Consider the following 12,425-nt stretch of genomic DNA (forward strand, 5'->3'; position numbering starts at 1 on the left):
AAAAATGTATTTTATGAAAAAAACGCTCTTGCTCTCAGTAGCAATGTTAAGTACTGCAATTGCATTTGCGCAAAGCCCCGCACAACCATTTTCTAGTCAAAACATTTGGAATGACCGGCCTGATGTCATCATCAAGGGCGAAGAACTGAAAAATTTTCCAGGTGCTGAATTAACCGAAATGCTGTATGGTCGTTTACCCGGATTGGACCAGCTCAATCTTAAGGCACTAACTGTAACTTTTATTGTTGATGGGGTGGTATGGCCAGCTATAGATGCCCTCAGCATCCATAATATTGAAGAGATCGCCTATTATCGTGGGGGGCTCAATAGTAAATTTGGCGTTCAAAACACAAGCCCCGGAGGCGTAATATACATCACTACCAAAACCGCTACCTTTAAACAACCCCTCAACGCATCATTTAATGCTTTGCTGGGAACCAGTAGTCTGAAAAGGAGTGAAGGTAAAGACCATTCTACTTTACAAAGCTATCAGGCTGCATTGGCGCAGGGAACCGATAAGTTTGGCTGGCGTGCCGCTGCGGCTTACAACCGGAATGCCAGGAACCTGGCCAGGTTTGATTTTATGAATCAGTTTCAATTGAACGCTGATCTGAGATTTACACCGTGGAGCTGGATGGAACTGGGGGTAAATGCAAACTATGCTCCTGCAAAAGGAGATTCACCGGTCGATAAGCAAACCGGTCCTACTCTCGAAACGAAATTCAAAAACAAGCAGAATAACTGGAACGGTTCATTTTACATAAAAGCTGCGCCGCTAAAAGGTCTGGCAAATGAGATGCGGTTTCAAAAAAATAGCATTGTATCTGATTTTGACACTTATACGGTGTCAGAAACCGGATTAAGTGAAGGTACACGCAGCTATCATGAAAATCTCTTGAATTCCAATTATAGAAATTTCACTATCCTGGATGAACTGAGTTACCGTTTTAATTTGCATGAAGAGCAGATTAAAGTAAAAGCGAGTGCCATCTTTCAGTACAATGAAATGAAATCGAAGGGAGATTTCAGGTCGGCGTCCTACAGGAGTAATACAGGCTGGAGCGGAATCAGTGATCCTGAAATGACGAATGTCCAGGTGATAGAAATGGGCGCCAGGACCTATAGCCTGGTGGGAGATCTTTCTGTTGATTTCTATAGCCTGCTTTCAGTAAAGACCGGAGTCAGAAGAGATAGCTATACACAAGGCAATATTGGGAGAGCTTTTTATGCACCCTACGTGTATGCCGATCTGAGTTTAAAGCAGCTTATGCTAAAAGATGTAAAAGCAGTGAGTGATTTTCTGATCTTTGGGTCGTACGGGCAGTATCGTTCTGAAATTCCTCTGGACTTAAATACAGTTGCCGGAATAACCCTGAACGGAACTGCTATGATGAATGGCAATTTCGGAACAGGATCGGACAAAAGCAATATGAAAAGCTTTGGTGCCAAGGCTGCATTATTTGATAGGATAACCATTGGCGGCGACTGGTATCAAAACAACAATTACCTCGCAATGTTTATTCCGGTTACCCCGGGAAGTATTTATACAGTTTTGCCAGTGAAGTATGATGGCTGGAGGATATGGAGCAATGCAGATGTATTTAGAGGTGCCGCGTTTAAATGGAATATGGGGCTTAATGTATTCAAAAATAAAACCAAAATTGACCTGGCATCAGCGGGGATTAAATTGGAAAACGATCCTAACGCATCAGCGGCCATACAGGCAGGAATGCAGCAGAACTTTTCTTATGCTAATTTCTCCCTGAGCATGAATGGTAATGCCTATTTCGACCGTCTTGTATTCAAAACAGAACGGACAAATACTGGGGTCAGGGTAAGCGCAAACAAGGCCGACTTTATTAACCTGAACTACCTGTCTTTTGGTTATAACTTTAAAGAACAGCTTACTGGTAAAACCTGGAAAAGTTTGAACGTAAGCCTTGTTGCAAGAAACCTGTTGCAAAAGAAAAAACACCTGGAAGATTACCAGGCTTCCAAAACAATAGGCCTTGCCATAAACGCAGCTTTTTAAGCCAGTACAAGGCAAATAAAAAAGGCGTTGCAATTTGCAACGCCTTTTTTATGTATCTATTTGGATTAGTACCTGTAAGCTTCCGGTTTAAACGGACCTTCTACAGGAACGCCAATATAATCGGCCTGGTGCTGATCCAGTACATCCAGTTCTACCCCAATTTTAGCCAGGTGTAAACGGGCAACTTTTTCGTCCAGGTGCTTAGGCAATACATAAACCTTGTTCTCATATTTTTCCGGGTGCATCCAAAGCTCCAATTGCGCTAAAGTCTGGTTGGTAAAGGAGTTAGACATTACAAAGCTCGGGTGACCGGTTGCACAGCCTAAGTTTACCAGGCGGCCTTCAGCCAATAAGATAATGTCTTTGCCATCGATGGTATATTTATCTACCTGGGGTTTGATCTCCACCTTGGTGTCACCATAGTTCTTGTTCAACCAGGCAACATCAATTTCATTGTCAAAGTGACCGATGTTACAAACGATCGTTTTGTCTTTCATGGCTTTGAAGTGTTCTGCACGAACAATGTCGCAGTTACCTGTAGTGGTTACCACAATGTCAGCTTCTTTAACAGCAGTAGCAAATTTCTTTACTTCATAACCTTCCATAGCCGCCTGCAATGCACAGATCGGGTCAATCTCCGAAACGATCACACGCACACCTTGTGAGCTCAAAGATTCTGCAGAACCTTTACCCACATCGCCATAACCGGCAACAACAGCTACTTTACCAGCCATCATCACATCAGTTGCACGACGGATCGCATCAACCAGCGATTCGCGGCAGCCATATTTATTGTCAAATTTAGATTTGGTAACTGAATCGTTTACATTGATGGCAGGTAAATGCAAAGTGCCGTTTTTCATGCGCTCATATAAACGGTGTACACCCGTAGTGGTCTCTTCTGATAAACCTTTAATGCCGGCAATCAGTTCAGGGAACCTGTCGAATACCATATTGGTTAAATCACCACCATCATCCAGGATCATGTTTAAAGGCTTGCGCTCCGGGCCAAAGTGTAAGGTTTGTTCAATACACCAGTCAAAGCTCTGCTCGTCCAGGCCTTTCCATGCATAAACCTGTATACCTGCAGCAGCAATAGCAGCAGCAGCGTGGTCCTGGGTAGAGAAAATGTTGCAAGACGACCAGGTCACTTCTGCACCAAGTTCTACTAAAGTTTCAATTAAAACCGCAGTCTGGATGGTCATGTGTAAGCATCCTGCAATGCGGGCACCTTTTAAAGGTTTTGATGGTCCGAATTCTTCACGTAATGACATTAATCCGGGCATTTCTGCCTCTGCCAGTCCGATCTCTTTGCGGCCCCATTCTGCCAGTGAAATGTCCTTAACTTTGTAAGGAACGTAAGTTGTCTCTACTGATGACATATTTTTTTGTTTAAATGAACTGCAAATTTACAGCATTCCTGTATCAATAACAAAAATGCATTGTCATAAAACGGTTCCCGGGCTGGTGCGGTAATCAGCTGAATGCAAAGTAATTTAAGGGTAAAAAAGCGCGCCTGGGGCCTTAACCCTTTGATACTAGCCGCAAGTGCCGTACCTTTGCAGGGTAATAACAAGAAATTAAAATATTTAAACATATGTATCCGGAATATTTAGTTGAGCCAATGCGCGCAGAACTTACCAAAGTAGGTTTTGAAGAATTGAAAACAGCAGAAGAAGTAGATCAGGTCCTTAAAGGTGAAGGTACTGTATTTGTAGTGGTAAACTCCGTGTGTGGTTGTGCAGCTGCAAATGCACGTCCGGCGGCAAGATTGGCTGCTGCCAATGAAAAGCACCCAGATAAACTGGTAACTGTTTTTGCTGGCATGGAAAAAGAAGCGGTTGACAGGGCCAGAGGTTATATGATGCCTTTCCCACCATCATCGCCTTCCATGGCATTATTTAAAGATGGAAAACTGGTACACATGATCGAGCGTCACCAGATCGAAGGCCGTCCGGCACAGATGATTGCCGATAGCCTTATCGGTGCATTTGACCAGTACTGCTAGAATTACGTAAGGTATAAGATAAAAAGGGCTGCAATCAATTTGCAGCCCTTTTATTTTAATAATCTTTATTCAGCAGCTTCTCCAGTTCCCCAAAAGAAACATTCATCCTTACCCGGCCCTGCTTGGCATAGGCTATTTCACCGGTTTCCTCGGAAATGATCACTGCAACAGCATCTGTAGTTTCCGAAACCCCAATGCCTGCCCGGTGGCGCAGACCAAACTGCGGTGGAAGCTTGTCATTATCTGTTAAAGGCAAAATGCAGCTCGCACTTTTGATCTTGTTCTCTGCAATTACCACAGCCCCATCGTGCAGCGGACTATACTTCTGAAAAATACTTTCGAGCAAACGTTTGGAGATCTTGGAATCTATCATTTCACAGCTGTTGGCAAACAACTGGTCGTCATAAAATTTAACAAATACAATCAATGCCCCGGTCCTGGACTTTTTCATGCTCTTGCAGGCATCAATAATGGGCTTTATGCGGATCAGGTTGTTCTGTTCAATGTTCTTGCTGCCAAACAGGTAGCCCCACCAGGCCTTGTTCTGCTGTAAAAAAGTATTCTTGCCAATCAGCAGTAAAAAACGCCGGATCTCGGGCTGGAAGATCACGATCAGTGCAATGATCCCCACGCTCATGAACTGGTTGATGATGGTCGACAGCAGGCGCATGTGCAATGCATCTACCACCCAATAAATGATCAGGATAATCAGCATACCCAGCAGCAGGTTTACCGCAAGCGTATTTTTAATCAGGTTATAGATATAATAGATCAGGAGTGCGACAAAAATAATGTCTGCCACATCTGTAAAAGATACCCTAAGGAAATCAAAATCAAAGCCTTTCATTGATGCCAAGTTAGGAATTTTTTTGCTGCGTTTTCCGGAATAAAGCAATGCACTCCGCTGCGGCCCTTACATCATGGACCCTTAAAATGTTGGTACCTTTCATGAGCGCAATGGTGTTCAGCGCGGTAGTGCCGTTTAATGCATCTTCAGGTCCGCCACCTAAAAATTTATAGATCATAGACTTCCTGGACAGGCCTGCCAGTACCGGGAGCTCGAAAATATCCAGGTCATGCAGCTGCCGCAGTAGTTCATAATTCTGGTCCAGCGTTTTGGCAAAGCCGAAGCCAGGATCCAGGATAATGTCTTTCAGCCCCAGTTTTTTTAACACAGATAGTTTTTGCGAAAAATAAGAGACGATCTCTGGCATCATGTCCTGGTAGCGCGTTTGCTGTTGCATGGTTTGGGGTGTACCCCTCATGTGCATCATGAGGTAAGGAACATTTAAATTTGCTACAGTTTCAAACATCGTCTCATCCATTTCGCCGGCCGAAATGTCGTTAATGATATGCGCGCCAGCCTCCACAGCAGCCCTGGCAACGCCGGCCCTGAAGGTATCAATCGAAAGCAGGGCGTCCGGAAAATCTTTACTGATGGCCTCCACAGCTGTAACTATCTTTTCGGTTTCCTCCGCTGCACTTACATCTGCTGCGCCAGGGCGCGAAGAATAGGCCCCGATGTCGATAAACATTCCACCCCCCTCAATGATCTCCGCTGAACGGATCAAAGCCTGATCCACCGTACCCGTACGGCTTTTACTGTAAAACGAATCCGAAGTCAGGTTAAGTATCCCCATAACAGCCGGAACACTCAGGTCAACCAGTCGGCCTTTTACGTTTAATGTTGTCTTTCGGTTTAAAAATGTATCTTTAGCCATTGTTTCAATGCAAACTTAGGCAAAAAAATGTTTGGCTATTGAAACAGCTTTAAACTAAATATTTTAATTGTTTTGGCAGCAAATACAGCTCAGGAATTCGACTCGGTTATAGCGGTATGCAGATCGCTTTTTTTAAAGAAAACAAAAGATTATGGAACCGCATGGCGAATATTGAGGCCGGCCTCAATTACCGACCAGATCTTTATCAAGGCACAGCGCATCCGCACCCTCGAAGAGAAAAAAATCTCCAAAGTAGGGGAAGACATCAGCTCAGAATATATCGGCATCATCAATTATTGTGTAATCGCCATGATGCAGCTGGAGCTGGATGAAAATGACCCGATGGAAATGGGTGTGCAGGCGGTAGAATCCGTATACGATCAGAAGGTACAGGAAACCAAAGAACTTATGTTCAATAAAAACCACGATTATGGTGAGGCCTGGAGGGATATGCGCATCAGTTCTCTGACCGACCTCATCCTGATGAAAATACTGCGGGTTAAGCAGATTGAAGATAACCAGGGCCAGACCCTGGCTTCTGAAGGCGTAAATGCCAACTACCAGGACATGTTAAATTATTCCGTTTTTGCACTAATTAAATTGGGGGTTCAGTAATGAGGAAGATCGCCACAAACTTTTCAAGGATATTTGTAGGTGTCCTTTTCATATTTTCAGGATTGATCAAAGCCAATGACCCTTTGGGCTTTGGCTATAAATTACAGGAGTATTTTGATGTATTCCACATGTCCTTCCTCGGGGGCATGGCCACCGGAATAGCCATATTGCTGTGTGTGCTTGAAATCGTACTGGGCGCATTGCTGCTGTTCGGCTTTTGGAGCAGGAAAGTAACAGGCGGACTACTGGCCATCATCGTCTTTTTCACATTTCTCACCTTTGTATCTGCCGCTTTCAAGGTGGTTACTTCCTGCGGATGTTTTGGCGATGCTATACCACTTACACCATGGCAATCCTTTTCAAAGGACCTGGTACTGCTGGTGCTGATTATTTACCTGTTTATCAACCGGGATAACATTAAGCCCATTACCACCAATCCAAAAGTACAGCAAGGCCTGTTTGTAGTTGTAACACTGGCTTCTCTGGCTTTCGGCATCTTTACCTACAGCACTTTGCCAGTGCTGGATTTCCTGCCTTATAAAATAGGGGCAAACCTGCCCCAGCTGATGAAGATCCCCGAAGGGGCCAAAGGTGATGAGTATGCCATCATGTATAAAATGAGCAACAAAAAGACGGGCGAAAAAAAGGTGATGAGCGACAAAGATTACCTGAAAACAGAAATCTGGAAAGATGAGAACTGGGAGATTGTGGGTAACCCAGATAAGGTGCTGGTAAAAAAGGGTTATGAACCTAAGATCAAAGACCTGGTCATAAATGATGCTTCAGGTACAGATTATACCAAAGAATTGGTAGAGAATCCTTTCTATAACCTCATCATTGTGGCTTATAACCTTGATGAAACCAATGAAAACGCAGTGGCCAAACTCAATGCCCTGGCGCTTAATGCCGCTCAGCAATACAACATCAGAACGGTACTGCTTACCTCCAGCTCGGCACAGCGTGCCGATGCTTTCAGCAAAAACATGAAACTCTTTGCCGAAGTTTTTTATGCTGATGCTGTACCACTGAAAAGTATGGTAAGGTCGAGCCCAGGTGTGCTGCTGTTAAAAAATGGGGTAGTGGTCAACAAATGGCATTACCATACTGTCCCTTCCTTCGATAAGCTGTCCGAAGAATATTTCAGTAAATAAAGATGCTGCGCTACGCCCTTAAAAAGTTCCTGTATGGACTCGCCGTGATGGCAGGGGTGGTAGTTGTAGTTTTCATCCTGTTTAACATTTTGCCCGGAGATCCGGCAAGGATGACCATGGGACAACGCTCAGACGTTTCCTCTCTGGAAGCCGTGAGGAAGGAATTTGGCCTCGATAAATCCAAACCCGAACAGTTCTTTCTGTACCTGAACGATCTTTTGCCCATAGGTTTTCATGAAAATACAGCCGAGGCCAAAGAAAAATACCATTATGTAAAACTGCTTCCTTTGGGAGAAGATGTACTGGCGCTCAAATGGCCTTACCTGCGGCGTTCTTATCAAACCAAAAGGGATGTGACCACCATCCTGTCGGAAACCGTGCCCAATACCTTTATACTGGCGCTTACCGCCATGATATTTGCCACCCTGATCGGGGTGTTCCTTGGCGTGCTGTCTGCCATCCATAAAGATACCTGGGTCGACAAAGCCGCCAATTCCTTTGCTATCCTTGGTATATCTGCCCCTTCTTTTTTTGCGGGCATCATCATTGCCTGGTTTTTTGGTTTTGTCCTGAGCGATTATACGGGGCTCAACATGTCGGGCAGCCTTTATAGTTATGATCCTTTTAAGGGGGAGGTCATGACCTGGAAAAACCTTTGGCTTCCTATGCTTACCCTGGGCTTAAGGCCCCTGGCCATTATCGTACAGCTTACCCGCAGTGCCATGCTCGATGTGCTGGCGCAGGATTATATCCGCACGGCAAGGGCCAAAGGGCTGGGGCGCAATGCCATTATTTATAAGCATGCTTTAAAAAATGCTTTAAATCCTGTTATTACGGCTATTTCAGGATGGTTTGCTTCCTTGCTGGCAGGTTCTTTCTTTGTAGAGTACATATTTGGTTACAACGGATTGGGCCGTACTACGGTCAACGCCCTCGAGATGTCCGACTTCCCTGTAGTGATGGGTTCCATTCTTTTCATTGCGCTGGTATTTGTAATTATTAATATTTTGGTAGACGTTTTATATGCCTTTGTTGATCCAAGGGTAAAATTAGCTTAACTAATGAGGATATTTCTGATCGGGTTTATGGGTTCCGGTAAAAGCACAATGGGGAAAAAGCTGGCTACAAAGCTGGGGTATGACTTTGTTGATCTGGATCATGAGATCGAAAAACAAATTGGCACATCCATAGGCGATTATTTTGCCAGTCATGGCGAAGCTGCTTTCCGAAAACTGGAAAGTGAAAGCCTGAAAAACTTCCCTTATCCCCAAAATGCGGTTGTTGCCACTGGCGGCGGCGCACCCTGCTTTTTCGACAATATGGACTGGATGAATGCCAACGGTACATCCATGTATATCGAAATGCCCCCTGCTGCCCTGGCAAAAAGGCTCGAAGGCGGTAAAGAAAAAAGACCCCTGTTAAGGGACCTTAATGAAGCGCAGATGGTCGCCTTTATAGAAAGCAAGCTCTCAGAGCGCGAAAGCTTTTATAAACGCGCCACCATCCTAATTAACGGGATCAACCTCAATGCCGATGCAATGAGGGCTGCTATACTCAATAACTAAGGTTACCTGTGGATGTTGGGTCTTTTCTTCATGACCTGGTCCACAGAAAAAGGACCAGAGCCTACTACCCAGAACAATACCAATAACAGCAGTACAATAATAGACAACCACAATTCACTGTTCAGTGCCGAAAAGCCCTGGGCCAGGTTCACAAAGAACACAGCGCACAGCAGGATCGGGATCTGGATCACCGCAGCAAAGCGGGTAAGCAAGCCAATTGCAATCAGCAATCCGCCCACAAGGTGCACAAAACCGATAATGTGAATGGCCAGGCTCCACATCATGCCCGAAAAACCAAAAGTGTTGTTTTGCAGCAGCATATCCTGCAATGAGTTGGTATTGCTTACAATAGCGATACCCTTACTGAAGATCAGGATGCCCAACACAATGCGGATCACATCCAGCCATTTGGCATGGTGCACATCACCCCAGCGCTCAATTTTTTGAATAACTGTCATAAAGAATACTCCATTTTAGCGAAGTCCCCTATTAAAGTTAACGAAAAGAAGCGACAATAACAATAGTAAAACCAGGTACTTACAGCTGATGCCAGCTCAGTTCGGCTTCATTTTGCAATAGCGAAGAGAACTCTGGTCTTGGCGGCAGGTTCAGGTATGGATAGCTTACTTTCGATAAATAAAGGCCCTGGGGATGGGCAGGATTGAGCATTTCAGGCCTCCGTTTCTCGATCAGGTAGTTTTCAAATTCATCTACACTCAATTCTCCCTTACCGATTCTGAGCAGCTGCCCCATAATGATGCGGATCATCCTGCTCAGAAACCTGTTGGCCGAGATCTGGAAACGCAGCTTGTCGCCCCGCTCATTTACATGTAAACTGGCCGACATTACCTTACAGCGGGTATGTTCATATTTATCCGGACTGGTACAGAAAGGCCTGTAGTCCCTATATTGCGGCAGCAGCGCCACCGCCTGTTTCATCTTGTCGAAATCCAGTTTGTCCAGCAGGTAAAATGAGCTCAGGTTGCTTAAAAACGGGTCTTTATAGGTATGCAGAAAATAGTCGTAGGAACGCAGCACCGCATCAAATCGGGCATGCCGGTGTGCTGCTACAGGGATAACATCAAATACTGCGATGTTGTGCGGCAGCAACTTGTTCATGCGGAAGACCAGGTCGAAATCCCATTCCTGCTCAATGTCCATATGGAAGAAAAACTGACTGGCATGTACACGGGTATCCGTTCGTCCGCAGCCAATAATGCCCACCGGCATTTTGAACACATCGCTCAATGTCTTTTCCAGTGCTTCCTGTACGCTTGTTAGCCCAGGCTGTTTTTGCCAGCCGTTGTAAACCAATCCGTTATAAGCTATATGAACAAAATACCTCATACCTATTTTCTTCCCGCCCGTTTGTTCAGTTCTTCTATTGGCATATTCATCATACGGCCTACCGGTGTTTTACCGCGATAGGTGATCACCTTCAGCATGGTTGCATCTTTTGGTGGTGTCAGTTTCTCTGTATATTTTGGATAAAAGCGGTCCGGGAAGGAGTTGTCGAAGCTGTAATAAATGTCAAGTCCTTCAACTTCCGTGCTCAGGTCAATCTGTAATTGCCGGTCGGCCGATCTGCTCACTTTAAATATCGGATCGTAGACACTCGGTGCATATTTGGTCTCCGCTATATCCAAACGCTTGAAATGCTGTTCAACACGGCCAAAAAAGTTAGGCCAGTTTTTTTTCTCCCGGGGCGACCATACCGATTCGGCAATAGCCATGCCTCTTGGCCAGGTCATGTACTCTGCCTGCCTGATGTTGTACACCTGCTCGGTCCATAAATTGGCTTGCCCCCCTTTTATGTATTTAGGGTCAACACCGGCCGGTACGGGGTCAAACTCGTACGATTTGCTCAGGCGCAGTGAAGCATATACCCTTGGCTCGGTAATGGCATCGGCCTGCATGTAATCCAGGTAAGCATAATCCGTAGGACTCATCACCACTTCGTGTTTCTTCTGCGCTGCCTGTATGCCGTATTTCATCCCGCGCCAGCTCATTACTGCCGCACTGGAAGGCATATCCCCATTCAGGATCTCGTCCCAGCCCATAAATTTCTTGCCTTTCGATTCCACGATCTTCTGTACCCGTTTTTCAAAATAGCCTTGCACCTGGTGCATGTTTTTTAAGCCTTCCCTTTGCATCAGGGCTTTGATGGCCTCATTCTTTTCCCAGAAATTGAATGGGGCCTCGTCTCCGCCCATGTGTATGTATTCAAAAGGGAACAGCGCAGCTACCTGGGTAATTACCGTATCCAGAAAGCCATATACCTTTTCGTTGGCCGGGCAAAGCGTATTGTCTACCAAAGCGGTAGGAGGGGCGCCTCTGGACCAGTCCATGATCCGCTCACCTGAACGTACGCGGTAGTTCTCCGCGCCGGCTGTGCAGGACAATTCCGGGTAAGCTGCAATGGTGGCCAGGCTGTGCCCTGGCACGTCAATCTCCGGCATAATATTTACAAACCTTTCCTGTGCATATTGCACCAGCTCTTTAATGTCTTCCTGCGTATAAAAACCACCATAATTGCGGGGCTCATCTGCGGTTGGAGGGATGAAGTTCCCGAACTCTCCGACTTTCTTCACACTCCAGGCACCTACTTCGGTCAGCTTGGGCAAACCTTTGATCTCAATCCTCCAGCCCTCATCATCCGTAAGGTGCAGGTGCAGTATGTTGTACTTGTAGCGCACCATGGCATCGATGTATTGTTTTACCTCATCTTTTGTGAAAAAATGCCGGGCAACATCAAACATCAATCCTCTCCAGGCCAGGCGCGGATAGTCCATTACCTCCACGCAGGGAGCCGTCCATTCTACGTTTTCTACCTTTTCACTGCTCTCAATAGCCGCAGGAAACAACTGAAGTAAACTTTGAATGCCATAAAACAAGCCTGCCGGTTTATTCGCTTTTATGGTAATAAAATTTGGCGTAACAGAAAGCTGGTAGCCTTCATTGCCCAGCAGGTGATGGGCTTTCTCATTGATGATCAGCTTAATGTTTGCAGTTGGCGACGGACTGCTTACCGTTGATACAAAACTGCCCGTTGCCGCCGAAAGTCTTTCCTGCAAAAAGGCCAGTGCCTGTTTCAGTTCCGGCAGGGCTGGCGATTGGATCAGCACATTTGCCGGTAAGATGTAATGCCCTTCCGCTTTGGTTAGCGATACCGGCTCGGGTATAATGGCAATTTCAGGAGGGGTGTTCACAACAGCTGCGACCGACTGACCCTCGGGTGCTGCTTCTGAAACAGCGGTCTGACTGAATACCGGAATATTTACGGAAAGCATTAACAGGATTAAACCCGACAGGGTAAAAAATCTACGCATAAAA

At 45.6% G+C, this 12,425-nt stretch carries 12 protein-coding genes; 6 read left to right on the plus strand and 6 right to left on the minus strand.

What is annotated here, in order from left to right; all coding sequences use genetic code 11:
- Nucleotides 1-13: 13 nt before the first annotated feature.
- On the plus strand, nt 14-2,032 hold the full coding sequence (locus ABIE26_RS25005; RefSeq protein ID WP_310146581.1) for a hypothetical protein: 2,019 nt from the start codon (nt 14-16) through the stop codon (nt 2,030-2,032).
- 65 nt (nt 2,033-2,097) lie between these two features.
- Here the strand turns inward: ABIE26_RS25005 and ahcY are convergent, their stop codons facing one another.
- A complete protein-coding gene (gene ahcY / locus ABIE26_RS25010; protein ID WP_310146583.1) occupies nt 2,098-3,414 on the minus strand; it encodes an adenosylhomocysteinase in 1,317 nt (438 codons plus the stop codon).
- Nucleotides 3,415-3,629: 215 nt separating this feature from the next.
- Here ahcY and ABIE26_RS25015 point away from each other — a divergent pair, with 215 nt between their 5' ends.
- On the plus strand, nt 3,630-4,040 hold the full coding sequence (locus ABIE26_RS25015; protein ID WP_310146585.1) for a BrxA/BrxB family bacilliredoxin: 411 nt from the start codon (nt 3,630-3,632) through the stop codon (nt 4,038-4,040).
- A 55-nt stretch (nt 4,041-4,095) separates the two neighbouring features.
- On the opposite strand, the gene cdaA is transcribed toward ABIE26_RS25015, so the two are convergent.
- Both cdaA and folP read right to left on the minus strand, forming a co-directional pair.
- Entirely contained in the window at nt 4,096-4,887 is a 792-nt protein-coding gene (cdaA, locus tag ABIE26_RS25020; RefSeq protein ID WP_084239714.1) for a diadenylate cyclase CdaA, read from the minus strand.
- Nucleotides 4,888-4,897: 10 nt separating this feature from the next.
- A complete protein-coding gene (gene folP, locus ABIE26_RS25025) occupies nt 4,898-5,761 on the minus strand; it encodes a dihydropteroate synthase (protein ID WP_310146587.1) in 864 nt (287 codons plus the stop codon).
- A 72-nt stretch (nt 5,762-5,833) separates the two neighbouring features.
- Between folP and ABIE26_RS25030 the strand changes: the two genes are divergently transcribed.
- The 4 genes from ABIE26_RS25030 to ABIE26_RS25045 are packed head-to-tail and all read left to right on the plus strand — an operon-like array spanning nt 5,834 to nt 9,092.
- Nucleotides 5,834-6,376: a DUF1599 domain-containing protein gene (locus ABIE26_RS25030; RefSeq protein WP_310146588.1), complete on the plus strand. Its 543-nt coding sequence runs from the start codon at nt 5,834-5,836 to the stop codon at nt 6,374-6,376.
- Nucleotides 6,376-7,527 (plus strand): BT_3928 family protein, encoded by a 1,152-nt coding sequence (locus ABIE26_RS25035; protein ID WP_310146590.1) that lies wholly within the window; start codon nt 6,376-6,378, stop codon nt 7,525-7,527. Before ABIE26_RS25030 ends, ABIE26_RS25035 begins: the two co-directional genes overlap by 1 nt.
- A gap of 2 nt (nt 7,528-7,529) precedes the next feature.
- Entirely contained in the window at nt 7,530-8,585 is a 1,056-nt protein-coding gene (locus tag ABIE26_RS25040) for an ABC transporter permease (protein ID WP_310146591.1), read from the plus strand.
- A 3-nt stretch (nt 8,586-8,588) separates the two neighbouring features.
- The gene (locus ABIE26_RS25045; RefSeq protein ID WP_310146593.1) at nt 8,589-9,092 is read left to right on the plus strand and encodes a shikimate kinase; all 504 of its coding nucleotides are present in this window, start codon (nt 8,589-8,591) and stop codon (nt 9,090-9,092) included.
- Nucleotides 9,093-9,094: 2 nt separating this feature from the next.
- Here the strand turns inward: ABIE26_RS25045 and ABIE26_RS25050 are convergent, their stop codons facing one another.
- From ABIE26_RS25050 to ABIE26_RS25060, 3 genes are all read right to left on the minus strand, one after another.
- Nucleotides 9,095-9,550 (minus strand): DoxX family protein, encoded by a 456-nt coding sequence (locus ABIE26_RS25050; protein WP_310146595.1) that lies wholly within the window; start codon nt 9,548-9,550, stop codon nt 9,095-9,097.
- A 79-nt stretch (nt 9,551-9,629) separates the two neighbouring features.
- Nucleotides 9,630-10,439, minus strand: coding sequence for a tRNA pseudouridine(38-40) synthase TruA (gene truA / locus ABIE26_RS25055; RefSeq protein WP_310146597.1), 810 nt, complete (start codon nt 10,437-10,439; stop codon nt 9,630-9,632).
- A 2-nt stretch (nt 10,440-10,441) separates the two neighbouring features.
- Entirely contained in the window at nt 10,442-12,421 is a 1,980-nt protein-coding gene (locus tag ABIE26_RS25060) for a beta-N-acetylhexosaminidase (RefSeq protein ID WP_310146599.1), read from the minus strand.
- Nucleotides 12,422-12,425 lie beyond the last annotated feature (4 nt).

The organism is Pedobacter africanus (assembly GCF_040548825.1).
Taxonomy (GTDB): domain Bacteria; phylum Bacteroidota; class Bacteroidia; order Sphingobacteriales; family Sphingobacteriaceae; genus Pedobacter; species Pedobacter africanus_A.